The 26,811-nt window shown below is 60.3% G+C and carries 23 protein-coding genes, 4 tRNA genes and 1 pseudogene; 9 read left to right on the top strand and 19 right to left on the bottom strand.

The annotated features are described in order from the left end of the window. Window positions 1-71: 71 nt before the first annotated feature. On the top strand, window positions 72-1,553 hold the full coding sequence (locus HU759_RS10315) for a PLP-dependent aminotransferase family protein (RefSeq protein ID WP_176991165.1): 1,482 nt from the start codon (window positions 72-74) through the stop codon (window positions 1,551-1,553). Window positions 1,554-2,137: 584 nt separating this feature from the next. Here the strand turns inward: HU759_RS10315 and HU759_RS10310 are convergent. Further along, window positions 2,138-2,389, bottom strand: a complete 252-nt coding sequence (locus HU759_RS10310) for a hypothetical protein (RefSeq protein ID WP_017136288.1) — start codon at window positions 2,387-2,389, stop codon at window positions 2,138-2,140. A 55-nt stretch (window positions 2,390-2,444) separates the two neighbouring features. Then, a complete protein-coding gene (locus HU759_RS10305) occupies window positions 2,445-3,548 on the bottom strand; it encodes a polyamine ABC transporter substrate-binding protein (RefSeq protein WP_058420166.1) in 1,104 nt (367 codons plus the stop codon). A 138-nt stretch (window positions 3,549-3,686) separates the two neighbouring features. Between HU759_RS10305 and HU759_RS10300 the strand changes: the two genes are divergently transcribed. Beyond that, window positions 3,687-4,478 carry a helix-turn-helix transcriptional regulator gene (locus HU759_RS10300; RefSeq protein WP_017136286.1) on the top strand — a complete coding sequence of 264 codons (792 nt, stop codon included), beginning with the start codon at window positions 3,687-3,689 and terminating at the stop codon, window positions 4,476-4,478. Window positions 4,479-4,596: 118 nt separating this feature from the next. Then, window positions 4,597-6,816, top strand: a complete 2,220-nt coding sequence (locus tag HU759_RS10295) for a hypothetical protein (protein WP_170039987.1) — start codon at window positions 4,597-4,599, stop codon at window positions 6,814-6,816. On the opposite strand, the gene gltS is transcribed toward HU759_RS10295, so the two are convergent. Further along, complete coding sequence (gene gltS, locus HU759_RS10290) at window positions 6,773-7,984, bottom strand: sodium/glutamate symporter (protein ID WP_099547845.1); 1,212 nt, start codon at window positions 7,982-7,984, stop codon at window positions 6,773-6,775. The two genes, HU759_RS10295 and gltS, sit on opposite strands and share 44 nt — an antisense overlap. A gap of 93 nt (window positions 7,985-8,077) precedes the next feature. Here gltS and HU759_RS10285 point away from each other — a divergent pair. Next, window positions 8,078-8,299, top strand: a pseudogene (locus HU759_RS10285) (hypothetical protein); the annotation flags it as partial. 68 nt (window positions 8,300-8,367) lie between these two features. On the opposite strand, the gene HU759_RS10280 reads toward HU759_RS10285, so the two are convergent. From HU759_RS10280 to HU759_RS10265, 4 genes are all read right to left on the bottom strand, one after another. Beyond that, window positions 8,368-8,443: transfer RNA gene (locus HU759_RS10280), tRNA-Gly, on the bottom strand. 4 nt (window positions 8,444-8,447) lie between these two features. Next, window positions 8,448-8,523 (bottom strand) — tRNA-Glu (locus tag HU759_RS10275). Window positions 8,524-8,628: 105 nt separating this feature from the next. Further along, window positions 8,629-8,704: transfer RNA gene (locus tag HU759_RS10270), tRNA-Gly, on the bottom strand. A gap of 3 nt (window positions 8,705-8,707) precedes the next feature. Further along, a tRNA-Glu gene (locus HU759_RS10265) sits at window positions 8,708-8,783 on the bottom strand. A 371-nt stretch (window positions 8,784-9,154) separates the two neighbouring features. Here HU759_RS10265 and HU759_RS10260 point away from each other — a divergent pair. Both HU759_RS10260 and HU759_RS10255 read left to right on the top strand, forming a co-directional pair. Beyond that, window positions 9,155-9,925, top strand: a complete 771-nt coding sequence (locus tag HU759_RS10260) for a hypothetical protein (RefSeq protein WP_017136282.1) — start codon at window positions 9,155-9,157, stop codon at window positions 9,923-9,925. A gap of 669 nt (window positions 9,926-10,594) precedes the next feature. Then, window positions 10,595-11,407 (top strand): alpha/beta fold hydrolase, encoded by an 813-nt coding sequence (locus HU759_RS10255; protein ID WP_138449188.1) that lies wholly within the window; start codon window positions 10,595-10,597, stop codon window positions 11,405-11,407. 27 nt (window positions 11,408-11,434) lie between these two features. On the opposite strand, the gene HU759_RS10250 is transcribed toward HU759_RS10255, so the two are convergent. The 3 genes from HU759_RS10250 to HU759_RS10240 all read right to left on the bottom strand — a co-directional run bounded on the left by HU759_RS10250 (window position 11,435) and on the right by HU759_RS10240 (window position 15,894). Further along, on the bottom strand, window positions 11,435-13,402 hold the full coding sequence (locus HU759_RS10250) for a methyl-accepting chemotaxis protein (RefSeq protein WP_170039985.1): 1,968 nt from the start codon (window positions 13,400-13,402) through the stop codon (window positions 11,435-11,437). 114 nt (window positions 13,403-13,516) lie between these two features. Next, complete coding sequence (locus HU759_RS10245; RefSeq protein WP_017134452.1) at window positions 13,517-14,929, bottom strand: PLP-dependent aminotransferase family protein; 1,413 nt, start codon at window positions 14,927-14,929, stop codon at window positions 13,517-13,519. A 203-nt stretch (window positions 14,930-15,132) separates the two neighbouring features. Further along, complete coding sequence (locus HU759_RS10240; protein ID WP_186617351.1) at window positions 15,133-15,894, bottom strand: SDR family oxidoreductase; 762 nt, start codon at window positions 15,892-15,894, stop codon at window positions 15,133-15,135. A 228-nt stretch (window positions 15,895-16,122) separates the two neighbouring features. Between HU759_RS10240 and HU759_RS10235 the strand changes: the two genes are divergently transcribed. Continuing rightward, the gene (locus HU759_RS10235) at window positions 16,123-17,130 is read left to right on the top strand and encodes an NADP-dependent oxidoreductase (protein ID WP_017134454.1); all 1,008 of its coding nucleotides are present in this window, start codon (window positions 16,123-16,125) and stop codon (window positions 17,128-17,130) included. A 111-nt stretch (window positions 17,131-17,241) separates the two neighbouring features. Here the strand turns inward: HU759_RS10235 and pyrF are convergent, their stop codons facing one another. Further along, window positions 17,242-17,940: an orotidine-5'-phosphate decarboxylase gene (gene pyrF, locus HU759_RS10230; RefSeq protein WP_169985757.1), complete on the bottom strand. Its 699-nt coding sequence runs from the start codon at window positions 17,938-17,940 to the stop codon at window positions 17,242-17,244. A gap of 261 nt (window positions 17,941-18,201) precedes the next feature. Here pyrF and HU759_RS10225 point away from each other — a divergent pair, with 261 nt between their 5' ends. Both HU759_RS10225 and HU759_RS10220 read left to right on the top strand, forming a co-directional pair. Beyond that, a complete protein-coding gene (locus HU759_RS10225) occupies window positions 18,202-18,966 on the top strand; it encodes a response regulator (RefSeq protein WP_026013476.1) in 765 nt (254 codons plus the stop codon). After that, window positions 18,966-20,000 carry an ATP-binding protein gene (locus tag HU759_RS10220; protein WP_017134457.1) on the top strand — a complete coding sequence of 345 codons (1,035 nt, stop codon included), beginning with the start codon at window positions 18,966-18,968 and terminating at the stop codon, window positions 19,998-20,000. The genes HU759_RS10225 and HU759_RS10220 overlap by 1 nt, the downstream gene beginning before the upstream one ends. On the opposite strand, the gene HU759_RS10215 is transcribed toward HU759_RS10220, so the two are convergent. From HU759_RS10215 to HU759_RS10180, 8 genes are all read right to left on the bottom strand, one after another. Continuing rightward, entirely contained in the window at window positions 19,997-21,058 is a 1,062-nt protein-coding gene (locus HU759_RS10215) for an AI-2E family transporter (RefSeq protein WP_056859710.1), read from the bottom strand. The genes HU759_RS10220 and HU759_RS10215 overlap by 4 nt on opposite strands. A gap of 73 nt (window positions 21,059-21,131) precedes the next feature. Next, window positions 21,132-21,950: a DUF4892 domain-containing protein gene (locus HU759_RS10210; protein WP_017134459.1), complete on the bottom strand. Its 819-nt coding sequence runs from the start codon at window positions 21,948-21,950 to the stop codon at window positions 21,132-21,134. 102 nt (window positions 21,951-22,052) lie between these two features. After that, window positions 22,053-22,907, bottom strand: coding sequence for an alpha/beta fold hydrolase (locus HU759_RS10205; RefSeq protein ID WP_099549014.1), 855 nt, complete (start codon window positions 22,905-22,907; stop codon window positions 22,053-22,055). After that, window positions 22,904-23,707 carry an alpha/beta hydrolase gene (locus HU759_RS10200; protein WP_099549015.1) on the bottom strand — a complete coding sequence of 268 codons (804 nt, stop codon included), beginning with the start codon at window positions 23,705-23,707 and terminating at the stop codon, window positions 22,904-22,906. The genes HU759_RS10205 and HU759_RS10200 overlap by 4 nt, the downstream gene beginning before the upstream one ends. Before the next feature lie 97 nt (window positions 23,708-23,804). After that, on the bottom strand, window positions 23,805-24,248 hold the full coding sequence (locus HU759_RS10195) for a hotdog fold thioesterase (RefSeq protein ID WP_186617349.1): 444 nt from the start codon (window positions 24,246-24,248) through the stop codon (window positions 23,805-23,807). A gap of 30 nt (window positions 24,249-24,278) precedes the next feature. Next, window positions 24,279-25,928 (bottom strand): AMP-binding protein, encoded by a 1,650-nt coding sequence (locus tag HU759_RS10190; RefSeq protein WP_099549017.1) that lies wholly within the window; start codon window positions 25,926-25,928, stop codon window positions 24,279-24,281. 86 nt (window positions 25,929-26,014) lie between these two features. Next, window positions 26,015-26,464, bottom strand: a complete 450-nt coding sequence (gene sixA, locus HU759_RS10185; RefSeq protein ID WP_017134464.1) for a phosphohistidine phosphatase SixA — start codon at window positions 26,462-26,464, stop codon at window positions 26,015-26,017. Continuing rightward, window positions 26,461-26,808 (bottom strand): DUF4389 domain-containing protein, encoded by a 348-nt coding sequence (locus tag HU759_RS10180; RefSeq protein WP_099549018.1) that lies wholly within the window; start codon window positions 26,806-26,808, stop codon window positions 26,461-26,463. Before HU759_RS10180 ends, sixA begins: the two co-directional genes overlap by 4 nt. Window positions 26,809-26,811 lie beyond the last annotated feature (3 nt).

The raw sequence follows: 26,811 nt of genomic DNA, 5'->3' as shown, positions 1-26,811 counted from the left end.
CTCGGAGTAAGTGAGGCCTGATTGTTGCGCTAGACTAGGCCCATTAAAACCTCCAGTTTTGGATACTTCAGATGGTCCAGATGCGTAAGTGGCGCCCCTTGCTCAAGCTTGATGACGGTTCAAGCCAAGCCTCCTATCGCAAGATTGCCGAAGGCCTCGTCGCGGCCATCCTCGAAGGGCGGCTGCCGCCCGGCACGCTGCTGCCGGGCACTCGGGAGATGGCGCACCTGCTCGACGTCAACCGCAAGACCGTGATCCTGGCCTACGAAGAGGCCATGACCAAAGGCTGGCTGATCAGCGAGCCGCGCCGTGGCACCTTCGTCAATGCGCAACTGGCGCCCAAGCCCGTGCCCAGTCGCTCGCAACCGTCTTTCGCCCCAGCGCTGGTGCCACAGGCGGTCGTGCCCTACTTCGCCCAGAACGCCCAGGTGATTGCCCTGGAGCACCGGCATGACGCGTTATTTTTCGATAACGGCGCGTGCGATCACCGCTTGCTGCCGCAAGCCGTGCTGCATCGTTACTACCGCAACGCCTTGCGCAGCAGCTTTACCACCAACACAGTGCGCTACGGCAGCGAAGGCACCGGCTATTACCTGCGCTGCGCGCTGGCCGACATGCTGCGCAACAATCGCGGGCTGATGATCAGCGCCGAGAATATCTGCCTGACGCCAGGCACCCAGGTGTCGCTGTACCTCACGGCCAGCCTGCTGATCCAGCCCGGTGACGTGGTGTTGGTGGAGCGCCTGAGTTACCCGCCGGCGTGGGAGATTTTCCGCAAACTCGGTGCGCGTTTGATCACGGTCGACATGGACGATGAGGGCTGCCGCACCGACCATATCGAGCAGCTCTGCCAAACGCATAAAGTGCGCATGATCTATCTCACCCCGCACCATCAATTCCCCACCACCGTAAGCCTGCATGCGGCACGTCGGCAACAGCTGCTGGCCTTAGCGGCGCTGCATGATTTTTGCGTGATCGAAGAAGACTACGACCACGAGTATCACTTTAACGGGCGGCCCTATTTGCCGCTGGCCAGTGACAGCGCGCAACGCCATGTGATCTACATCGGCTCGCTTTCAAAGGCATTGGGATCGACGTTTCGTTGCAGCTATGTGGTGGCGCCTGCCCATGTGACTGAAGTGCTGCAAAAAAGCGCCGCATTGGTAGTGGGCGACACCGATGCCGTCGCGCAGAAAATGTTGGCGGACCTGATCAATGAGGGTGAATTGAAGAAGCACTTGCGCCGTGTTTCGAAAGAATACGCCGCGCGGCGCGAAGTGTTGCAGAGCTGTCTGCACGAGGCGTTCGGCGAGCGTATGCAGGTGCGTACGCCCGAGGGCGGGCTGGCGCTGTGGGTGCGTTTCCAGGATGAGACGAATGTTGACCGGTTAGTGGAGGATGCCCTGGGCCAGGGAGTTGTGGTGCGCAGTGCGCGTCAGTTTTCGCCTGAGGGCTTGGCGGAGAACGCGTTGCGCCTGGGGTTTGCTTCGCTCAATCGGGATGAGATCCGCCAGGGTACGTTGCGCTTGGCGCGGGCCATGAAGATGTGTTGAACACAGGCCGAACGCTATGTGTGGGGGTGGGTTGTTGAATACATATCCGTTGCTGCGGTAACGGCGGCTTATGCTTCCGCTCTTACGGCGGGTCACTTTTGCAAGGACCGGAATGCCGGCCCAGTCAAAAGTAACCAAAAGGTCCTCGCCCCAACACTCGGTGCCTCGCTATGGCTCGGCATGCCCGCAATCCGCCAGTGATTTGGGGGGCGATTTCAGATCAAGATCAAAAGCGCAGATCAAAAGACCGCTGACTTCGTCATCGAAAAGGATGTAAGGGCCAGAGCAACAGCAACAGCAGAGCCATACTCGGTCTAATGTGGGAGCTGGCTTGCCTGCGATGGCATCAACTCTGTGTACCTGACACACCGAGGTGCCTGCATCGCAGGCAAGCCAGCTCCCACAGAAAGGCAGTTTTTCAGTGTATTCAGTGGTTACTTTTGGCTGGGCCGGCATTCCGGGCGTTTGCCAAAAGTGACCCGCTGTAAGAGCGGAACCAATAGAAGCCGTTACCGCAGCAACGGATATACACTCAAAACCACCGCCCCTAAGACCACCTCAAAAGACCTGAAAAAGCACCACCCTCAAAGAGGAAGCATCAAACGAGACCGCTCTTGCACCCGCGCCAACTCAGGAAACTCCAGCAGCAGCGCCCGATTACCCCTGCCGATATGCTCCATGACCGCCCGCGTAACGTGTTCACGCACCATCCCGGTCGAGACGTAATACATGGCCCAGGCCTGCTCCGGCGTACAGTGACCGATCTGCTCCTCAATCTCCTTGTACGCCTGATAATCGTCCGATTTCACATCGCACGGGTCATCACGTCGGGCCATGATTTATCTCCCTCTCTGGGATCTATGCGAAAGCACTCGGGCCTCACTCAGCCAGTCACGTACCGCTCTTCACCTTGGTCCACACACGTGTACGGATACGCTCCAGCTTCAAGGGCAACGGCTCAAGCGGCACCAGCGTGGCGATGGTGGCTTTGGACGGATAAATCCACGGGTTATCGCGCAACTTCTGCTCAACCAGCGCGGTGGCGTCCTTGTTGGCATTCGGGTACAGCGTGTGGTTGGAGCTCTTGGCAATCACCTCGGGTTCAAGCATGTAATTGATAAACGCCAAGCCGGCCTTGGCGTTGGGCGCATCCTTGAGCAACACAAAGTTTTCCGACCAGACCAGCCCACCCTCGCGCGGCAAGCTATAGGCGATCTTGCGGCCAGTGTGGTTTTTCTCATTGATGGCCTGAGCCGTCAGTGCCCCGCTCGCCCAGCCCACGACCACACAGATATTGCCATCGGCAAAGTCGGCGTCGGTTCTGGAGGAGTCGAAGTAGAGAACGTAAGGGCGGATTTTCAGCAGCAGCGCCTGGGCCTTCTGGTAGTCCTCGGGGTTCTGGCTGTTGCTCGGCAGGCCAAGGTAATGCAAGGCGATGGAGATGATTTCACTCGGCGAGTCGAGCATCGCCACGCCGCAGGACTTGAGTTTGCTGATGTTTTCTTCTTTGAAAATCAAGTCCCAGCTGTCCACCGGGGCGTTATCACCCAGTGCCGCCTTGACCTTATCCACGTCATAACCAATGCCGGTGGTGCCCCACAGGTACGGAATCGCGTATTGGTTACCCGGATCATTAGTGGCGAGCAAGGCCAGCATTTCCGGGTCGATATGCGCATAGTTGCTCAGTTGGCTGCGATCCAGCGGGGCCAGCACACCCGCCTGGATCAGGCTTGGCAACACGTTGGAGGTGGCGACAACGACGTCATACCCGGTGCGCCCGGCCATGGCCTTGCTTTGCATGACCTCGGCACTGTCGAAGGTATCGATGTGCATCTTGGTGCCGGTTTTTTGCTCGAATTCCTTCGGCGTTTCTGGCGCGATCAACCCGAACCAGTTGTACAGGTTAACCCGGGGTTCTGCCGCCGCTGCGGGCGTGCTGGCCCCGACACAGACAAGCGAGGCTAAAAAAAGGGCTCGCAAATGTGATTTATTCATATAACTATCCTTGTCAAAAACGACAGGCCTTCATGGCCATCAACGCTGGTGGGTGAATATACCCGGCGTCGTCGAATAGTAAATACCTACAAATACTTAGCTCAGCCCCATGAATCCCTAACCCAAAAGGGGTAGTCCATGTCACTCGACCTACACAATCTCGCCTGGCACCGGTCGGCCGGCAAGCTGATCATGGAGCTGAACCGCCCAGCTTTCTGGAGCTCGCTGGTTCGCGTCCTGAATGAGTACGTGCAGATCGACAATTGGGTGGTCCTGGTGTTCAGCAACCAGCAAGTCAACGTCGTCAGCGTGACCGAGGTTGCCGATGCCGACGAAGTCGACGCCCTGACGCAACTTTATGTAAAAGGCCTTTACCTGCTGGACCCGTTTTACATTGCCAACCGTGAAAACCCGCAGAGCGGTTTTTTCCATCTGTCAGACATTGCCCCCGAGCACTTCCTGACCACCGAGTACTACCATCAGTATTTCGCCCGGTACGTGTCCGTCGATGAGGTGCAGTACAACGTCCAGCTCGACGCGGATCGAACCCTGTGTATTTCATTTGGCAGTAACACGCGCTACACCCCGGAACAGATCACCACACTGGATATCATCAAGCCGTGGGTCATGGCATTGATGCATCAACGCATGTGTTTTGAAGTCGATGAAGAAAAAAACCTCAGTGAGCCGCCGCCCTGGTCCGAAGCCATTGTGCAGTTGGGCACACAGATCACCACGCGCGAGAAGGACGTGCTCAAGTTGCTGCTCAGTGGTTTTTCCAATAAAGAAATCGCCGGCAAACTGGCGCTGTCGACAGAAACCATCAAGGTGCACCGGCGCAATATCTACACCAAGCTCAACATCAAATCGCAGTCCGAACTCTTTTCGCGTTTTTTCATGCCTAAACAGGACGTTTACACGCTGAATTAGGCGCGCGATCACTCGCCATCCTCAAGAAGCCCCCGGGCGGTAACCTAGCCGTTCGGTCAGTTACCGCGCATGCCCCCTTTACTTACCCTTTCCCCTGGTTTCTATCGGAGGGGGCGTGATGTCCTTGATCAGCGATGTAGAACGCGCTTGCACACGCCTGGCCTCAGCAGGATGGCATGACCTGTTGCTGCACCACGGCCTGGACATCACCTCGACAAGCCTGCGTGAGGAACTCGCCAGGCCTGTGCAGATTGATCGCACCCAGCCAGGCTTTGAGGATTTTTCCGCTGATGCCACACGCGGTATAGAGCCTGGGCACCCGGCCGACAGCCTGCTGTTTCATGCCTTCGCCTCGCCCAATGTGGTCACCGCGGTCCAGGGTAAAACGCTCACGGCCTTCCCCACAGCCGCTGAAATCGAGCACGTCCTCAATTATGTCTACGGCGCCGCTCCCCCGACCCTGGAGGCTTTGCAGCAACTGGCCGGTGAGGCGCAACTGGCGATTGCAGTGTTCGCGTATGAATACCGGCCCTACGCCGAAACTGTGCACAGGCGCCAGGCGGACCTGTGTTTCTCGCGTACCGGGGTGGCCCGGGTCGGCACGGCGGACGCGCTGTATAACCCGCAGCAAAGAGGTTTTTTGCCCTTTGTCGAGGGCCAGCCAAACCAGATGCGGGTGATACCGGCGCGCTACGGCGCGTTCATCGCTGCCCGGCACACCGGCCAACCGGCGCGGTTTGGCCCAATGGATGCTCAACCTATCGATGAGGATCTGGAGTTCTGGGTGCCCCTGCACAAAGTGTTCGATGGCAACGAGTGCCTGGCCGGAATGGACCTGACTGTGCAGTTGGAAAACCACCAGATCAATGAAAAAATCGGACAGATCCATAGGCGATTTCGCGATACCGGCTGGCAAGAGCCTGACATTCTCAACGCGCCTTTCGTCATTACCGAGGGCTTGTGCCATTGGGCGAATACCGATGAGTTCGCGCCGGGGCTGTTGATGCCCGACGCCAAAGAAGCGCTGGTGGAACTGGCCTATTACCAAGACCGTCCGCTGTCGTTCATGATGCCTCCCAATACCGGTGGGTTGGTGCATGGGCGCCATCATTTGCGCGACGACGGTTCGATCGAAGACCTCAACCAGCGTGAGGATGTCGACGCCATCGTCAAGGCGGGCGGCTACCGAGCCCTGCATTATCAGGATGCCATGGCCGACGGCTGGGTACGGGCCCACTGCCCTGCGCTGGAACTGGCGAGCATCGCCGCCTACTCCATCATCGGTGCGCCGGATTTTTTTCCGTTATGTGGGCAACGAGAGCTCAAGCAATGGTCCAGCGACCCGGCGGTTTTCCCTTGCCCTGCGCCGCCCTGCCCAGAGGTTTGGCATACACGGGTCAACCCACTGTCTGACGTGCGCTTTTTCATCAATCAAGCCCTTGCCGGTGGTTACTTCGCCCCTGAAGACCGTGGCGTCACCGCCATCGTCTCCCACCCACAGTCCTCTACAACACCAGGCCCGACGCTACCTGTGCAACGCACACAACGGCAATCCTGGCTGCCGGATTTCGCCAGCGGGGTCTTTGGGCCGGGCTGGGAAGTGGGCCGGGGCCTGGTCGACGCTCCGTTTACGAACATGCTGTGCGGTTATCAGCTAGCCAGCCCGTTTACCGAGGATGCACGCATCTGTGCGGCACTCGGCTCGTACTGGCCGGGGGTGGCGCCTGACTCCACCCGCAGCTTTGAACCGCGGAATGTTTCGGCCACGGTCATTCCGCTGACAGACAGCGAAATCGGCCTGGGCGACAGCCCGGCCTGGGATGGTCGCGCCGGCCCCACCTTGATTGAATCCCAGGGGCGCACAGTGGTGCAGTACCGTGCTTATGAATACAGCGACTACACACAAGCCGCATTGGAGGGCCAACTGTCGCTGGCCATCACCGGGCAGACCAGCACCGCGCAGTACCACCAGAGGGTACTGGGGATGCGTCGTGCTTATGAGGCAGTAGGCGCCGGATCAGACAAAGAACAACAAAAACGCTGGCCTCTGCTGGCGTTTTTTCAGGTGCAATTACCGGATCAAGCGTTCGAAGTTGCGCAGCAAGAGGCCGGCTTGCAACTCTCGGGTGAGGTGCATTTTTACACGCTGTACAAACATGGCGCGATAATCACCCCCACGCATGACTTCAAGCTTCGCCACGTGCAAATAGAGCAAGTCATCGACCTGTACATGAGCCACGACGCCGTACTGATCCGTCAGGACGGCGCCGCTTGGCGACCATTCGCAGGTACCCTCAACCCGCCGCCCCCAGAAACGGCAACGCCAGGTACAGTTTGATCACCACCGCATTGGTAATGTCGATAAAAAACGCCCCCACCATCGGCACCACCAGAAACGCAATCGGCGATGGCCCGAAGCGCTGCGTGACCGCCTGCATATTGGCAATGGCGGTCGGCGTGGCCCCCAAGCCAAAACCACAATGCCCCGCCGCCAGCACGGCCGCATCGTAGTTGCGGCCCATAACCCGGAACGTCACGAAGATCGCAAACAGGGCCATCAGCAACGCCTGGGCCGCCAACAGAATCACTATCGGCAAGGCCAACGCCGCCAGATCCCAGAGCTTGAGCGACATCAGCGCAATCGCCAGGAACAACGACAAGCTGACATTACCCAGCAGCGACACTTCACGCTCAAACACCTGATGCCAGCCAAGCGCCGACAAGCCGTTGCGCAACACCACGCCCACAAACAGCACGCATACAAACGTCGGCAATTCGAAAGCCGTACCTTTAATAAAGCCATACAAGAAGGTGCCGACCTGCAAGCTGATCGCCAATAACGCCAGGGTCTCGATAAATGAAAACGAGGTGATCATGCGTTCCTGGTTGGGCTGCTCAAAGCCTTTGGGCTGGGGCGGTTGCGCCAGCTCAACGCCGGGCACCTGCACACGTTTGATCAGCAAGCGGGCAACGGGGCCACCTATCAGCCCACCCAATACCAAGCCAAACGTCGCCGAGGCAATCGCCAGTTCGGACGCAGAAGCCACGCCATATTTTTCGCTGAACACCGCGCCCCAGGCCGCACCGGTGCCGTGCCCGCCGGACAAGGTGACGGAGCCTGCCAACAGCCCCATCAACGGGTCGAGCCCCAGCGCCTTGGCCAGTGCAATGCCCATGGCATTTTGCACCACCAGCAGGGCCGTCACGACCAGCAGGAAGATGCCGAGGATGCGCCCGCCTTTCTTCAGGCTGGCAAAGTCCGCATTCAGGCCGATGGTGGCAAAGAACGCCAGCATCAAGGGGGCCTGCAATGAGGCGTCGAATCGAACCTCGATATCCGTTAATGCGCGCAGCAACAGCAGCAGTGCAGCCACCAATAAGCCGCCGACCACCGGCTCCGGAATACTGTAGGCGCGTAAAAAGCCGATACGGGCGACCAGCCAACGCCCCAACAGCAGCACCAGAGAGGCGGCGACCAGGGTTGAGTAAAAATCGAGTTGGAACATCTGGGCAGTTCTCTGAAGTGAACAGGCACACGGGTCTGGCCAGAGTAGAGACAGCAGAACCAGTACACACCCACCCGCTATTAACTACAGACTATTCCCACGCACTTCACAACAAGGCCTACACATGTCGCGTGCAGCCGCTATCGCTGGGTGGTCGCCGGTTGGATTTTCGTCATCTACGCCATTGCGGCGGCCGACCGCGCCAACCTCGGTGTGGCGATGCCATTTATTCGCAAAGAATTCGACATGAGCAACGCCGAGGCAGGCGGCCTGATAAGCCTGTTCCTTCTCGCCTATGCCCTGGCGCAGATTCCTGACCCGGCTGATTAAAATCAGCACAAACAAAAACGCCGATCATTGCTGATCGGCGTTTTCGTTAAATATGGAGCGGGAAACGAGACTCGAACTCGCGACCCCGACCTTGGCAAGGTCGTGCTCTACCAACTGAGCTATTCCCGCAAAATGGCGTCCCCTAGGGGACTCGAACCCCTGTTACCGCCGTGAAAGGGCGGTGTCCTAGGCCACTAGACGAAGGGGACACACAACTGAAACACATGGTGTGTGTTTCAGTGCCCAGAGGTTAAATCCGAAGATTATGCCCTGGTTTCACTCAATGCCGCCCGAGGGCCACATTGCTTGTAAATTGGAGCGGGAAACGAGACTCGAACTCGCGACCCCGACCTTGGCAAGGTCGTGCTCTACCAACTGAGCTATTCCCGCATATGGCGTCCCCTAGGGGACTCGAACCCCTGTTACCGCCGTGAAAGGGCGGTGTCCTAGGCCACTAGACGAAGGGGACACACGTACAACATTCACTCCCTACCGCGTTTCGCTGTGTGCTTTACGCTGTAAGTGGCGCGCATTCTATGGATGGATTGAAAGGTCGTCAACCCCCAAGGATAAATTTATTTAAATCAATGACTTCGCCCTGCTTTCCGGGCCTTGGCGGGCACTCTGCCCGTCCGGGCTTTGACGCCTATATTCTGGCGCCCGACAAGGCGCTATAGTTCGCCCAAGCAAATGATGGCAATGTGCATCTATGCAGAGAGCCCGCCCGGCAACGCTTACCTATATAGAAGAAACTACCTGGGCAACTGGTCGAACAGTCCTATCCGCCGGATGGTCCAGTCACTACACTCCACAGCAAACCCTATAAAAGAGGTCACACCGGTGACACCACTCATGATCACCCTGCTGGTAATAGCCGGGATCGTAATACTGATCGCCATTGGCTACATGAACCACGTGGTGGAAAACAACAAGCTGGAAAAGAAACGTACCGAGATCGAGCTCAATGATCGGCTGCGTCGGTGCGGTGAAATCACCGAGACCTTTCCTGGCCAATTGATGACCCCGGCGCTCAAGCTGCTGCTCACCCGCCTTGAGCTGAACGTCAACCAGCGTCTGTTGCACCTCAACAAGTCCAGTGCAGCACTCAAGGCGCGTATCACTGAGTTGAATGCGCTGATCGCCCAGGGCGAATCGATTCCGGTGACCAACCCGCCGGCGCCGATCCAGACCGAAGCCAAGGCCAAGGATGTGCGTTTCCTCCTTGAAGCCCTGCATGGCCAAGTGACCCGCGCGGCCCAGGATGGTTTTCTGCCGACCAACGAGGCCAAGCACTGGATCAAGGAAATTCGTCATATCCTGGTGCTGCTGCACATCGAGTTCTTCAACAACCTCGGCCAGCACGCCCTGCAACAGAACCAACCCGGCCAGGCACGCCTGGCATTCGAGCGCGGTGTGCAGTACCTGCGTAAACAGCCAGAGCCGGTGCTCTATAGCGCGCAGTTGCAATTGCTTGAGAATCAATTGGCCCGTGCTAATTCGACGGTACTGACTAACAGCAAGCCGGCTGAAGATGAGGTCAATGAGTTGACTGAAGGGCTTAAAGTTGTGGATGCGGATGCGGAGTGGAAAAAGAAGGCTATTTACGATTGATCGTTTGGCGCGCGCGGTGGATGGATGGGTTGGGTACATATCCGTTGCCGCGGTAACGGCTACTTAGGGTTCCGCCCTGACGGCGGCTCACTTTTGGAAAGACCGGAATGCCGGCCCAGCCAAAAGCAACCAAAAAGTCTTCGCCCCACCACTCGGCACCTCGCTTAGGCTCGGTGTGCCAGAACGAAGGCTTGAATCCGTGGGCCGCCTCAGATCAAAAGCAAGATCAAAAGCAGAGCACGGCGGCCTAGTAGCCGACCTGAGTGGTTAGTTCAAAAGCAAAAGCGGATTTGCATACACTGAAGATCTGCTTTTCTGTGGGAGCTGGCTTGCCTGCGATGCAGACACCTTGGTGTATCAGGTACACAGAGTTGATGCCATCGCAGGCAAGCCAGCTCCCACAGTTGACCGAGTTTGGCTTTGCTGTTGCTGTCGCTGTTGCCGAGTGTTGGGGCGAAGACTTTTTGGTTGCTTTTGTCTGGGCCGCCATTCCGGTCTTTCCAAAAGTGCCCCGCCGTCAGGGCGGACTCCTAAGCCGCCGTTACCTAAATAACGGATATGCCCCCCAACGCAACACGCCACAACAAAGTGCCATCACTTTGCACCTATCCCCCCGCCCCCGACTAGCGTAAAAAAGTGCCCCTAACTCCATGAAGTCAGAGGCCTGCTATGCCTGTCGCCGTCATTGATGGACAACCGCTGCACTACGTCGACCAGGGCACCGGCCCGGTCGTTCTGCTGGGCTCAAGCTACCTGTGGGACCGCCACATGTGGGCGCCGCAAATCGAAGCGCTGTCGCAACAGTACCGCGTGATCGTCCCCGAACTCTGGGGCCATGGTGAATCCGGCGCGCTACCGGCCCAAACCCAGTCCCTGGACGACCTGGCGCGCCAGACCCTGGCCCTGCTGGATCAGTTGGACATCCCACAAATCAATCTGGTGGGCTTGTCGGTCGGCGGCATGTGGGGCGCACGCCTGGCATTACTGGCCCCAGAGCGCATCAACAGCCTGGTGCTGATGGACACCTACCTGGGCGCCGAGCCCGAGGCCACGCGTCAGTATTATTTCTCGCTGTTCAAGATGATCGAAGACGCCGGTGCCATCCCTGAGCCGTTGCTGGATGTGATCGCACCGATCTTCTTCCGGCCAGGTATCGACCGCGAGTCGGCGCTGTACCAGGATTTCCGCCAGTCGCTGCAAGCCTTCTCCAAGGAGCGTTTGCTGGACAGCATCGTGCCATTGGGCCGCCAGATCTTCAGCCGCGCCGATATCCTCGACCAACTGCACCGCCTGGACACCGACACCACCCTGATCATGTGCGGTGAGCAGGACAAGCCACGCCCACCCGCCGAATCCAGGGAAATGGCTGAGTTGATCGGTTGCAGCCTGACCCTGATTCCAGACGCCGGGCACATCTCCAGCCGCGAAAACCCGGACTTCGTCAATGAAGCCCTGCTGACCTTCCTCGCCAACAACGCCTGATCGTACGGCTCCGCCTTTGCTCACTGATCAAAGGCGGAAGTGCCCCACCATGCCCTTGAGTTCGGCCCCCAGCTGCGCCAGCTGAATGCTCGAGGCGGCGTTGCCTTGCATGCTCAGCGCCGATTGGTCGGCACTCGCGCGGATACTGGTGACACTGCGATTGATCTCTTCGGCCACCGAACTTTGCTCCTCGGCGGCGGCGGCAATCTGCTGATTCATCTGCTGGATCAGGGACACGGCAGCGGCGATGCTGCCCAACGCGCTCTCGGTTTCCAGCGCATCGCTGACGGCCAGTTTCACCAGCTCGCCGCTTTGCTGAATCTGCTGCACCGATGACTGCGCCGCACTGCGCAAAGTACTCACCAACCGCTCGATCTCCTCGGTCGATTGCTGAGTACGCTTGGCCAGTGCCCTCACCTCATCGGCCACCACCGCAAACCCCCGGCCTTGCTCGCCGGCGCGGGCGGCTTCAATGGCTGCGTTAAGGGCCAACAGATTGGTCTGTTCGGCGACACTTTTAATTACCCCCAATACCGTGCCGATGTGCTGGATTTCGGCACTGAGGCTGTCGATGCTGGCGCTGGCACTGGTGCTGGAGGACGCCAGCAACTCAATGCGTTGCAGGCTCTGACGCACCACCTGCTGGCCGCTGTCGACCTTGGCATCGGCGGTCTGCGCCGCTTGCGCGGCTTCTTCGGCGTTACGCGCCACGTCATGCACGGTGGCGGTCATCTGGTTCATCGCCGTGGCGACCTGCTCGGTCTCCTCCTTCTGGCTGCTGACCTCTAGATTGGTTTGTTCGGTGACGCTGGAGAGGGATTGCGCAGAGCTGGCCAATTGCTCTATGCCGGCCTGCAAGCCGCTGACCATCTGGCTCAAGCCATTGCCCATCTGTTGCATCGCTTGCATCAGCTGGCCAATTTCATCGCGGCGACTGACCTCCATCCGCCCGCTCAGGTCACCGGCGGCGATCCGCTGGGCCACTGCGATTACACTGCGCAGCGGCGCCACGATCAGGCGGGTAATCAGCCAGGCTGCAACCAGCCCCACCAGTAACGCCAGTGCCGAGGAACCGATGATCAGCAGCGTGCTTTTCTTCAATTGCGCCTGCATCGACTGGTCTTCGGCGGCATACGCCTGGTTGACCCGGCTGACCACCTGGTCGGCGCGGTCATGCAATTGCTTGTAGACGATTTTTTCCTGAGCCAGCAAACCGGTGTACTCACCGAGCTTTTCGCTGAAGGCCGCAATATGCCCGGACACCTCATTGAGCACGGTCTGGTAACCCGCGTCCTTGACCGAGGTTTTCAACTGCTCAACCTGCGCAAGGGCCTGGTCGGCCTGTTCGATCTTGCCCTGTTCGGCGTTGTCGGCATCGGCCTTGCGGCTCTGGTCCAGGCGTACCCGCGCCTCGTTCATGGCTTGCAGCATCAAGCGAGACACCTGGCTGACCTGCCCGGCCTGTTCGATAAACTCGGCGCCCTCCTTGCCCTGGCTTTCCTTGAGGCCATAGGCGCCATCGTCGGCCAGGCCGGCTTGCAGCACATCGAGGTTATTGGCCACGCTGGAAACGGACCAACTGGCCATTTCCAAAGCCAGGTCCTTGGTCTGGGTCAACTCGACAAATTCATCGAACGCCTTGCGATACGCGGCCAACGCCTGTTCAACGTCGCCCATCACCGGCACATTGGCGGCGGACTGGGCCTTGAGCGTGGCCGCCAGGGCGGCCAGTGCATCGACGCTCTCATGCAAGGCATCAACGGCTTTGGGGTCGGCGTGCAACGCGTAGTCTTGCTCGATCAAGCGCACCTTGAGCAAGCCGCTGTTGAGCGAGGACATGGCATTGAGGCCTTCGAAACGCTGGCCAATGGTTTGCAGCGACCACACGCCAATGGCCGCCACCAGCGCCGTCAGCAGCAGCACCAGGAAGAAGCCCAAGCCCAGCTTTTTTGCCATACCGAGGTTGGCGAAACGTCGTTGCACGGCCGAAATCATTGCACTTGAATCCTCTTGCACGGGCAGATGCCAGCAAGCCTGGTTGCCATGCAGCGAGATTCGCAACGAGACGCCATTGGCACAAGACGTTGGCGTCACAATAATGGCAAAAAGCTACATGCTCGTCGTTTTCAGAATGGTTGAGGTCGATCTGGCAGGCCCCATGGCACGGAACAACTCCAAAGCCCGCTGATCAGCAGCATAGGCCACATTTATGCGCAGCCAGTCACTGTGCTCACCGCGGGGAGTGAACAGCGCCCCGCAAGACAGCAGGACACCAAGCCTGCGCGCGCACGCCTGCAACCGTGAATGATCGCCCAGGCCCGGCCGCGCCCACACAAACATACCGCCAGCAGGCACGGCAAACACCTGCCATTCCTCATCCTCCAGCACCTGCAGGGTGGCTGCCATTTGCGCATTCAAACGCTTGCGCAGGCGTTGCACCCACTTGCGGTAGGTGCCATTGGCCAGCAATGTGGCGACCACTGCTTCGGCAAACCGTGAAGTGCCGATACCGGTCAGGGTCTTGAGGCTGGCCATTTTCGCAACGATGTCTGTGCCGGCACTGACGTAGCCCACGCGCAAGGCACTGCTCAGGGTTTTGGAAAAGCTTGATACGTAGATCACCCGGTCATCATGGGGCAACGCCGACAGCCGCGTGCAACTGGCGTGCTGCAGGTCGCCATAGACGTCTTCTTCAATGATCAGGAAGCCATCGCGTCGCGAAAGCTCCAGCAACCGTTCAGCCACGGCGCGGCACAGGCTGGTGCCGGTTGGGTTGTGGTAGAGGCAGTTGATGAACAGGCACTTGGGACGATGCCGTAGCAGCAGTTGCTCAAGCACTGGCATGTCCGGGCCGCCCACGGTGCGCGGAACTTCCAGCAACGTGACGCCATGGCGCTCCAATTGTCGATAGAGGTTGGCGTAGCCCGGCGTCTCGACCACCACCGTATCGCCAGCCTTGAGCAATGAGCGGATCAACAGGTCCTGTGCATGGCCGGCACCATGGGTGGTCAGGATGCGATCCAGGCAGGTGCCCACCTTTATCTGGGTCAGCCGCTTGAGCAGTTGCTCGCGCAATGCTGGCAGGCCCAATGGCGTGCTGTAGTTGAAGAGACCGGCCGTGTCGGTGCGGCTGATTTCCCGTATCGCGTAGCACAGGTCATCACTTTCACGCCATGTGTCCGGCAGCCAGCCGCAACCGAGCTTCAACTCGCCCAACGGGCCATCGACATAGGCGCCCCAGCCCAGCTCTGCACCCTCATACCAGTGGCCTTCAAGGCAAACAGGCGGCTGGGCGACCACAAATCCCGAACCTTGCCTGGACGCCAACAACCCCTGGGCCACCATTCGCTCGAAAGCCTCGATCACGCTGGACTGGCTGAGCAGGTTGTCGAGGGCCAGTTGCCGGATGGACGGCAAGCGCGTGCCGGGGCTCGCGCCGCTCTTGCGTATCCATTGCGCCACCGCGCTGACGATTTGCTGCACCACCGGTACAAGGGCTTGTCGATCGATCCCTAAATCCATGAGCCACTCACTTGAACTGTCTGTTATTCAACCCCAAACAGTTAAGCACAGAAGCTCGCTCAAGCCGGCCGCAAAAAATTATTAAAGTATTGATTTTATTGACTTATTTACCTGCTGATACACATTCTGACGAGGCCTTGTGCCAGCCATGGAAACGCCCCACAGCAGCCCCATCCTTTTCTAAGAGTGCATGGCATGGAGTCCTAGATAGCCGTTGCGCCACCATCCACCGCCAAGGCTTGCCCGGTGGTAAACGCCGCCCCATCACTGCACAGGTACAGCACGGCACTGGCGATTTCCTCGACCTTGCCGATGCGCCCAACCGGGTGCATGGCGGCGGCGAACTCGGCTTTGCGCGGGTCTGCTTCATAGGCACGGCGGAACATGTCGGTGTCGATCACCGCAGGGCACACCGCATTCACGCGGATTTTCTTCTTTGCATATTCAATTGCGGCCGATTTGGTCAGGCCGATCACAGCATGCTTGGACGCCGCATAGATGCTCATCTTCGGCGCAGCGCCCAGCCCGGCTACCGAGGCGGTGTTGACGATTGCACCGCCGCCCTGGGCCAGTAACAGCGGCAGTTGATACTTCATGCACAACCACACGCCCTTGACGTTGACGCCCATGATTGCATCGAACTCATCCAGGCTGCCGTCGGCCAGCTTACCCTTCTCAATCTCGATGCCGGCGTTGTTGAAGGCATAGTCCAGGCGCCCATAGGCGGCGAGGGTCTGTGCCATCAATTGCTGCACATCGGCGTCCAGCGTGACATTGCAACGCACGAACAGCGCTTCGCCGCCTGCTTGTTGAATCAACGCAACCGTGCCCTCGCCGCCCGCCACATCCAGGTCGGCTACCACTACTCTCAAGCCTTCTGCGGCAAATGCCAGCGCGGTGGCGCGGCCAATACCGGCGGCGGCGCCGGTCACCAGGGCAACCTGGCCGGAAAACGTCATGCTCATGGGGGGTGTCCTATGCAAGAAATAGCCGTGGACCGAGTCTAGCCAAGCCGACGGCGGGCGCGTCAGTACTATCATATGGCCGGTTGGGGTTGCATGAATCGCAGTGATAAGACGCCCAGGCCAACTATCAGTCCAACCTATCGGCGGGCATTCGCAGCCACCCTTAACCTTGCCCCCAGGCCGCTGAAGGTCTATCACTCAGGGTTCACTTCTAACAGAGTCCCTGCCATGACTGCCCAGACCAACCGCCAATTCCTGCTCGCCAAACGCCCGGTCGGCGCCGCCACGCGGGAGACCTTTACCTACCAGGAAGTGCCGGTGGGCACGCCAGGTGATGGGCAAGTGCTGGTGCGCAATGAATACTTGTCCCTGGACCCGGCCATGCGTGGCTGGATGAACGAGGGTAAATCCTACATTCCACCGGTCGGCATCGGTGAAGTGATGCGGGCGCTGGGCGTGGGCAAGGTGATTGCCTCGAACAATCCGAAATTTGCCGTGGGTGATTATGTGAACGGCGCGCTGGGTGTGCAGGATTATTTCCTGGGCGAGCCGCGCGGCTTTTATAAGGTCGACCCCAAACTGGCCCCGCTGCCGCGCTACCTGTCAGCGCTGGGCATGACCGGCATGACCGCCTACTTCGCCCTGCTCGACACCGGCGCGCCCAAGGCTGGCGATACGGTGGTGATCTCCGGCGCCGCTGGCGCAGTGGGCAGCATTGCCGGGCAGATTGCCAAGCTCAAGGGTTGCCGCGTGGTGGGCATCGCCGGGGGCGCCGACAAGTGCAAGTTCCTCATTGATGAACTGGGCTTTGACGCGGCCATCGACTACAAAAGCGAAGACGTGCCCGCCGCCCTCAAGCGCGAATGCCCTAAAGGCGTGGATGTGTATTTTGATAACGTCGGCGGCGACATTCTCGACGCCGTGCTCAGCCGCCTGGCCTTGAAGGCACGGGTGGTGATCTGCGGCGCAATCAGCCAGTACAACAATAAAGAAGCAGTGAAAGGCCCGGCCAACTATTTGTCGTTGCTGGTCAATCGTGCGCGCATGGAAGGGTTTGTGGTAATGGACCATGCGGCGAACTTTGCCGCCGCCGGCATGGAAATGGCCGGCTGGATGGCCCAGGGCAAGCTCAAGAGCAAGGAAGATATTGTCGAGGGGCTGGAGACGTTCCCGGAGACGTTGATGAAGCTGTTCAACGGCGAGAACTTTGGGAAATTGGTGCTTAAAGTCAGCTGACCCGATCGTTCCCACGCTCTGCGTGGGAATGCAGCCCGGGACGCTCTGAGTCCCAAAGCGTGACGCAGAGCGTCACAAGAGGCGTTCCCACGCAGAGCGTGGGAACGATCATCAGGCGATTTCGGCGACGACTGCGGCCAGTGCCTTGGCCGGGTCCGCCGCCTGGCTGATCGGGCGACCGATCACCAGGTAGTCCGAGCCTGCATCCAGCGCCTGACGCGGCGTCAGGATACGACGCTGGTCATCCTGGGCACTGCCCGCCGGACGAATCCCCGGGGTTACCAGTTGCAGCGACGGGTGCGCGGTCTTCAGCGCCTGGGCTTCCAGGGCCGAACACACCAGGCCATCCAGGCCAGCCTTCTGCGCCAAGGCTGCGAGGCGCAGTACCTGCTCCTGCGGCTCGATGTCCAGGCCGATGCCGGCCAGGTCTTCGCGCTCCATGCTGGTGAGCACGGTCACACCGATCAGCAAGGGTTTCGGGCCGCTGCGCTGCTCGAGCACATCACGGCAGGCGTTCATCATGCGCAGGCCGCCGGAGCAGTGCACATTGACCATCCACACGCCCATTTCGGCGGCGGCTTTAACCGCCATGGCCGTAGTATTGGGGATGTCATGGAATTTCAGGTCGAGGAATACTTCGAAGCCTTTGTCACGCAGAGTGCCGACGATTTCGGCGGCGCAGCTGGTGAACAGCTCCTTGCCGACCTTGACCCGGCAAAGCGCGGGGTCCAACTGGTCAGCCAGCTTCAGTGCGGCGTCACGAGTGGGGTAATCCAGGGCGACGATGATAGGAGTCTGGCAGACGGACATTGGAATGGGCTCTCAGGCAAGTCGAAATCGGCGCGGATTGTAGCGCAAGCGGCGCCGTTGCGGGATCCGATGATCGGTAAAATGCTGATCAAACGCGCATAACCCAGTGTTTTAAGAAGTTGTGTCAAGACTGATACATTCCCGACATGCCCTCAACACGCCCCGCGACTAGCCTCGCGCACATGACCGCTCGCCCGGCACTTCCAGCCATGGAGCCGGGCGCCTATGCTCAATGCAACAACCCAGGCAGATGATCGCACTATGCATACCCCTACCGTCTCTGTAAACGAAGAGCAAAAAAGCGCGGTGATCGCCGAAGACAAGCGGTGGAACACCCGCGCGCTGATCGTCGATGACGACCTGCCGATCCGTGAACTGCTGATCGACTACCTGGCCCGCTTCAATATTCTTGCCACCGGCGTCACCGACGGCACGGCCATGCGCACCGCCATGCAAGCCGAAACCTTTGATGTGGTGGTGCTCGACCTGATGCTGCCGGGCGAAGACGGCCTGTCGCTGTGCCGTTGGTTACGCACTGAATCGGACATCCCGATTTTGATGCTCACCGCACGCTGCGAACCCACCGACCGCATCATCGGCCTGGAACTGGGCGCCGATGACTATATGTCCAAGCCGTTCGAACCGCGCGAGCTGGTGGCGCGTATCCAGACCATCCTGCGTCGGGTGCGCGATGACCGCACCGAGCAGCGCGCCAACATCCGTTTCGACAACTGGCGGCTCAACAGCGTATTGCGCCAACTGGTGGCCGATGATGGCCTGGTGGTGCCGCTGTCCAACGCGGAATTTCGCTTGCTGTGGGTGTTTATCGAGCGCCCGCGCCGTGTGTTGAGCCGCGAACAATTGCTCGATGCTGCCCGTGGCCGCTCCATCGAAGCCTTTGACCGCAGCATCGATCTGCTCGTATCGCGCCTGCGCCAGAAGCTTGGGGATGACCCGAAAGCACCGCAACTGATCAAAACCGTGCGTGGCGAAGGCTACCTGTTCGACGCCCGGGATATCGGTTGATGCGCGCCACCTTCAATACGCTGTTTGGCAGGCTGTTCGGCGTATTGCTGGTGGCTATTGTGCTCGCTCATGTGCTGGCGATCTTCTGGTTCCGTCATTACGGCCCGCCACCACCACGGCCCCAGGAAACCTTTGTCGAGCAACCAGACGGCACGATGAAGCCATTGGCCCGCCATCACCGCCCATGGTACGGCGGCCCCGTGGTACCGCTGACCTTCCAGTTTATCTCGCTGATCATCGCCGCCTGGTACGGCGCCAAACTGCTGAGCCGGCCGATCCAGCGCCTGAGCGCAGCGGCCGAACGCTTGAGCCTTGACCTCGATAGCCCGCCACTCGACGAATCCGGGCCACGGGAAGCACGCCAGGCTGCATCGACCTTCAACCTGATGCAAAAACGCATCCGCGAACAAGTCAGCCAGCGCGCGCGCATGCTCGGCGCCGTCTCCCATGACCTGCGCACGCCGCTGTCACGCCTCAAGCTGCGTCTGGAGCAGATCGAAGACACCAAGCTGCAAGGCCAGATGCGCCAGGACCTGGACGACATGATCGGTATGCTCGACGCCACCTTGAGCTACCTGCACGAACAACGCACCAGCGAGACCCGGCACTGGCTCGATGTGCAGGCGCTGGTCGAGTCCCTCAGCGAAAACGCCCAGGACCAAGGCTCGGACGTGCAGTTCTCCGGCACGTGCGTACCGTTGCAGGTGCAACCGATGGCACTGCGTTCGTGCCTCAACAACCTGATCGACAACGCCCTGCGGTATGCCGGCACGGCGCGTATTGAGTTGGCGGACAGCCGTGGCGCCCTGGTGATCCGCGTGATCGACCACGGGCCGGGGATTGCGGCGGATAAACGCGAGGCGGTGTTCGAACCGTTTTTTCGCCTCGAAGGCTCACGCAACCGCAACTCCGGCGGCGTTGGCCTGGGCATGACGATCTCCAAGGAAGCCGTAGAGCGCCTCGGCGGCCACCTCAGCCTGGAGGAAACCCCAGGCGGTGGCCTCACGGCCGTGATGTGGTTACCGAGGGCCTAAAGTGCTTTATCTTCGCGACGTTCCTGGGACTGGGTCGCGCTCCAATCCGTCAGCAGGCTGTAGGCCACCGCCAACAAGGTCGGGCCGATAAACAGGCCGATGAAGCCAAAGGCAATCAAGCCGCCAAACACGCCTAACAGCACGATCACCAGCGGCAGGTTGCCGCCTCGGCTGATCAGGTACGGCTTGAGCACGTTGTCCACGCCACTGATGATGAACGTGCCCCATACACCGAGGAACACCGCATAGGTGTAGTCGCCCTTCCATGCCAGCCAGGCCGTGGCCGGGATCCACACCAGCGGCGGGCCCATGGGGATCAGGCTGAGCAGGAAGGTGACGATGCCCAGCACCAGCGCGCCCGGCACCCCCGCAATCAGGAAGCCGATCAGCGCCAGCAGGGCCTGGGCCGCCGCCGTACCAATCACGCCGTTGACCACGCGCTGCACAGTGCCGGCCACCAACTCGATGTAGTAACCGGCGCGCTCGCCGATCAGGCGCTCCAGCAACCGATGGGCAAACATCGCCAGCCGTGGCCCATCACGGTAAAAGAAGAACACGAACACCAGGCTCAGGGTCAGCTCGAGGATACCGCCGCCAATTTGCGCACTGCGCGCCAGCAGCCAGTTACCCACCTGCCCCAGGTACGGCTTGATGCTGACCATCAGCGCCGCGCCCTGTTGGTCGATGCTGTCCCAGGTCGCCACCAGCCGCTCGCCAACAAAGGGGATCGAGTTCAGCCAGGCAGGTGCGGCGGGCAAGCCGTCAACCTGGATATCCTTGATCAGGCCGACCGCATCGCGCACATGGTCGGCCAGGTTGAACCCCAGCCACACCAGCGGCACCGCCACCAGCAACATCCAGCCCAGGGTCAGAATGCCCGCCGCGAGGGATTCGCGGCCACCCAGCCAGCGCGTGAGCAAACGCATCAGCGGCCAGCTGGCAAACGCCAGCACCGCGCCCCAGAACAGCGCCGACCAGAACGGCGCCATCACCCAGAAGCTGGCACCAAACAACACCAGCAGCAGGATTTGCACCAGTAGGCGATCGTTATTGAGCATCGGGTATCTCGAGAATAAGGCTGTAGGAAGAGAGCTTAGGCGAACGGCACGGGTCCGTTCGCCTTGATAACGGTCAGCGTATCAGATGCAGGTGCAAACCCTTAGCGTCACCGCTGCCGGTTTCCAGGCGGGCAGCCCGCACACCGCTGTCGATCAGGCCCTGGCGCCAGGCTTCGGCGGTCGGCCCGGTGAGGCTCACGCGCAAGGTGGCGTCGAGGTTCAAGCCACGGGAAATCAAGGTCAGCCAAGTGGCGTCAGGCGCGCTGCCGAGTGCCGGAAAGTCCAGCTCGCCGGTGCTTTTCAGCTCGCGCAGCAAGGTTGCCGAGGTGGGCAGCAAGTCGCCCAACGGCGCTCCGGCGTCCAGTTGTTCTACATGCAGATAAGCCCGGCGGTTGCCGCGCGTTATGCCATACAGCGCCACCAACGAGTTGTCTTGCGGGGCGGCCAGGCGCAGCAGCAGGTATTCCTGCTGGCCGTCGGCGCCGACCAGCTTGGCATTGCCGAACACTTCATTGGCCCACAGGCTGCTTTCGCCGCAATCACGCGCCTGGCACCAGAACAACAGCTGCGCGCCCTTGGCCTGCAGCGCTTCGCGCGTCGCGGTAAATGCGGCGCTGGAGGTGTGCTCGGCAGGCAGCTCATAGGTGATTGCAGTGGTTTGGCCGCGCGCCGTAGCCTGGCCTTCGTAGCGCAACTGGCCGCTGATCTTGCGGATCGCGCCCATGGGGTAGATGCGTTCTTTTTCTTCGGCGGGGCGATAATCGACGATTTGCGCGTCGACCTGACGGGCCACGGTCGGCAGATCCTGGCTGCCTGGCACATCGGCGGCGAACACCAAGGGGCTGAAACAGCACAGCCCGAGGACACGGAGACATTCTTTACGCAGGCTCATCGGATGATTGAGCCCTGGCCATCGAAGTGCGCAGCGGTGTTGAGTTCGTACATGGTTGACTCCCTTTCAATCCGCCCAGCGTCGGCAGTTGACCCCGCCAAGTCAAGGCATGGAGAAAAACCGATTGAAACAGTCTGCAACAAGGATCGCGCCGGGCTCATCATTAAGGTGTAAATGATGGCCGCCCGGCAGCGTGTTCACCGTAAAAGGTAGCTGAGAAAGCAATTCGGAATGTTTCGCCAGCATGCCGTCAGCCGCGACGACCAATTGTGTAGGGCAACCCACACGTCGCACGAAAGCCATCGCCTGTTCATCGGTCAGGCGCATCGGCGACGCCAGGGTCAAGCGTGCATCGGTGCGCCAGGTATAGCCGCCCGGCACGGGCATCAAACCGCGCTGGGCCAGCAGTTCAGCGGCTTCACGGCTGACCGCCACTACACCTTTCATGCGCGCTTCGACGGCTCGATCCAAGGTGCTGTAGACAGGTTTGCGCTTGTCTTGCAGGCTCAATTGCGCCTGCAACGCCATGCCGAGGCGCTCGGCGGCGTTCTCGCCAGCGGCGGTCGGCGGGATCACGCCGTCGATCAACCCCAGGTGTGTGACGCGTTCCGGCAGCGCTCCGGCCAACACCAGGGAAACGATGGCGCCAAGGGAATGGCCAAGTAATGCAAAACGTTTCCAGCCCAGTTGTTCAGCCACTTGCAGCACATCAAACACGTAATCCCACAAGGCGTAGCCGGCCCCGGCAGGCCGATGCGCCGAGTGCCCATGCCCGGCCATGTCCAGCGCAACGATGCGCAAACCCGCAAGCTTGGGTGCCAGCCGCGCAAAGCTGTTGGCGTTGTCCAGCCAACCATGCAAGGCGATCACCGGCAGGCCGTCTTCAGGCCCGAACAAATGCGCGGCCAATTCGATATGCGGCAGGCTCAGGCGCACTTCTTCGACGGGGTTGCTCATGCGCAGCTGCGCTCACGGGCTTCCCAGCGGGAAAACAGGTTCTTGATCAACGTCGCGGTGTCCTGAGGGCGTTCGAGAGGGAACATATGGCCGCCGGGCATGGTGAGCATTTCACCCATGGGCAGACGATCGACACCACTGGCATGGTGACGCATCACCACCCGGCTCTGACGCCCGCGCACCACCGCCAGCGGCACCTTCAGCTGGCGAACCTGGCCTGGGCTGGTATGGGGCACGCCTCGGTAGATACTGATTTCGGTGGCCGGGTCAAAGCGCAAGCGCAGGCGATCGCCCACCTGTTGCAGGCCGTGTTGCAGGTACGCGTCAAAGCACTCCGGGTCGAAGCCGCGAAACAGCGTTTTGCCAGCGAAGTAGCTGCGTGCGGCGGCCAGGTCGCTGAATTCTTCACGCCGGCCCAAGGTGCGCCCCGCCGGGGTCAGGCGGTCTATAAAGCCAAAACGTTTGGCAGCGCGAATTACCCAGCGGTCAGCGCGGGTCAACACCGGCGAATCAAGCATCACCACACCACGGTACAGCTGCGGGCGGCGCATGGCCGCGTGCAAGTGCAGCACGCCGCCCAAGGAATGGCCCACGCCCCACACCGGTTCCGGTTGCTGTTCCAGGTGATGGATCAGCTCATCCACCAGGTTCTGCCAGTTGTCATCCACCGGAAACCTGGGGTCGTGACCGTGCTGCGGCAAATGCGCCACCGCGTACTCCGGGGCCAGGGCGGCAAACAACTTGCCGTAAGTGGCCGAAGGAAAGCCATTGGCATGGGCAAAAAACACGTGCTGCGACATACAGGATCCATCTACGGGAACAGAAGTGAATTGTCACCAGCCTTGAGCCGTACAGCAATGACTGTAACCGCCAGGAATGATGACACTCACGCCACGCCTATCGTACGGGTGGGTTCTCGCCCAACGGCACCACGGCCATGGTCAGGCGCGACACACAGCTGGCTTTGCCATCGTCGCTGGTCAAGCGAATGTCCCACACCTGAGTGGTACGGCCGATATGAATCGCCCGTGCTACCGCCCTCACCCGCCCGCTGCGCACACCACGCAAGTGGTTGGCGTTGACCTCAAGGCCCACGCAATAGAACTTGCTGGCATCAATGCACAGGTAAGCCGCCATGGAGCCAACGCTTTCGGCCAGCACCACCGACGCACCGCCGTGCAGCAGGCCGTACGGCTGGTGGGTGCGATGGTCGACCACCATGCTCGCGGTCAGCGACTCGTCGTCGAAGCTTTCGAAACGGATATCCAGCAGTTCACCGATGGTGTTTTTCTGGATGGCGTTGAGTTGCTCGATATTCGGTTGGGTGCGCCACAAGCTCATGAAGTCGTCCTTATTGGTTTTATTACGGTCCTAATCCTGCCACACAATCGGCTCACTGCGTTCGCTCCAAGCCGAAAATTGTGCACCGTAAGTCGACTCGATCACGTTGCGTTTTATCTTTAAGGTCGGCGTCAAAAAGCCGTTTTCCACCGCCCAGTTGTCTTTGACCACCACCAGTTGGCGCAAGCGTTCATGCTTGTCCAATGCGCCGTTGACCTGTTCCAGCCAGCGTTCCAGGCTGCTGCGCAGTGCCTGCCGGTCCTGGCTGCCAGCCGACAATACGCATAAGCCCATCGGCGCCAGCAAGCCATCGCCGACTACACACACCTGTTCGATGCGTGCATGTTCAGCCAGGCGGTTTTCGATCGGCGCCGGGGCCACGTACTTGCCCTTGCTGGTCTTGAAGATCTCCTTGAGGCGCCCGGTCAGGCGCAGGCGGCCGGCGGCGTCCTGCTCACCCTTGTCGCCCGTGCGCAGGAAGCCATCGTCAGTGAGGGTTTCGGCGGTTTTCTGCGGGTCCTTGAAGTAGCCGAGCATGGTCGCGCCACTGCGCACCTGCACTTCACCCGTCAAGTCGATGCGCACTTCGACGCCAGGGCACGGCAGGCCGATCCAACCCAGCGTTTGTTGGCCAGGGCGGCACACATGGGAATAGCCGCAGCTTTCGGTCATGCCATACACCTCCAGCACATCCAGGCCCAGGCGTTGATACCAGCGCAGCAAGGCTTCTGGCACCGGGGCGGCGCCGGACAGCGCGATGCGCAGTGCATCCAGGCCCAGCCCGGCCAGCACTTTGTGCCCAACACGTTTGCCGATAAAGGGCAGTTTCAGCAAGGTATCGAGGCGTTTTTGCGGGATTTTGGCATAGACGCCCATCTGGAACTTGGTCCAGATACGCGGCACGCCGAACAAGGCTGTGGGCCGCGCCCGGCGCAGGTCGGTCAGAAAAGTCTCGAGGTTTTCGGCGAAAAACACGGTTTGCCCGGTATAGATCGAGGCCAGCTCGACAAACATGCGCTCCGCCACATGGCACAGCGGCAAGTACGACAGCAGCCGGTCGCCCTCGCCCAAGCCAAATATCTCTGTGCCGCGCGTGGCCGCAAATCCAAGGGCGCCAAAGGTTTGCATCACGCCTTTGGGCAGGCCGGTCGTGCCGGAGGTGTAGACGATGGTTGCCAGGCTTGCGGCATCCGGCGCGGGGTTGTCCTGGATCGACGCATTGGCTTGCAGGTCTGCCCAGCTGAAATCAAAGTCGCCGGCCGGGCACAACGGCAAGCTGATGGTCGGCAACCCGGCCGGGATGCCGGGCGCCATCGCAGGCCAGTCATCCAGCTTGCCGATCAGCACCAGCGCCGCCTCGGAATGCGTAAGCACATGGTTGACGGACTCGGCCGTGAGGTTGGGGTACAACGGCACCGACACATGCCCGGCCATCCAGATCGCCAGGTCGGCAATGATCCAGTGCGCACAGTTTTTCGAGATCAGGGCAATGTGCGAGCCTTGGGGCAATTCCCGGGCGCGCAGCCAATGCGCGGCGCAACGGGCCTGATGGCCGACATCGCCCCAGGTGAGCGTCTGCACCTCGCCGCCGCCGATGGGTTGCACCAGAAAGGGTTTGCGCGGGTGTCGCGCTTCACGTTCGAAGAAGACCTGCAACGGCAAACGAAAAGCGACAGGCATGGGACGCGCTCCTTTGTGATCCGATGATAGCCAACCAAGCACTTGCTTGGTTGACTATATAGCACACAAAGTCGCGATTGCTTTTCCTACGGATGCTTCACACTGACCAGGCTCATCAGCCCTGCCAGCGGAAAATCGCCTTCCAGCTCCGCCAGGCTGGCGGTGTGCATCGGCTCTGGCTGGCGCTGGTGACCATGCTGCAAAAAGCTGATCAGGCTGCCCACCAAGGGTTGGTGGCTGACCAGCAGCACGTTGTCATCGGTGTCGAGCTTTTCCAGCACTTGCAGCGGGTTGCCCTCAGGCGTCAACCACGGCACCGTGCGCACCTGCGGCTCGAACCCCAGTGCACCACGCACCAACTGCGCCGTCTGCTGCGCCCGCACATAAGGGCTGGCGATAATTGCACTGATGGGCTGACCAATCAGATGCGCAGCACTGCGCAACACTTCACCACGGCCATGCTCGGTGAGGTTGCGCTCGGCGTCGGTGCGCGCATGCCCTTCGGCTTCACCGTGACGCAAAATCCATAGCTTCACAGCTTTGGCTCCTCATCACGCGCCGGGTGCGGCGCGGGTGGCACGCTGTGGGCGGCTTCGCCTTCGGGTGCGCGTGGGGTTGGCCAATCGGCAAACGGCCAAGGTTTCTGTTCAGTATGAAAGCTGCCGAAACGGCCGATCTGCGCCAGGAACTGGCTGAGGCTGTCGCCAAAGTTCATCAGGCCCAGGTTCGGCGCGCCGTAGATCAGGCGATAAATCAGCTGCACCACCACCAGCGCACCGAGCAGGAACTGCGCCACTTGCCACACCAGGGCAAACACCAGCATCCACAGGACGCGCAGCAGGATGGACTCGTATTTTGGGGTGTCTTTAGGATCGTTCATGTG

Source organism: Pseudomonas sp. OE 28.3, from assembly GCF_014268205.2.
GTDB lineage: Bacteria > Pseudomonadota > Gammaproteobacteria > Pseudomonadales > Pseudomonadaceae > Aquipseudomonas > Aquipseudomonas edaphica.
This window is presented reverse-complemented; position numbering and strand designations above follow the sequence as displayed.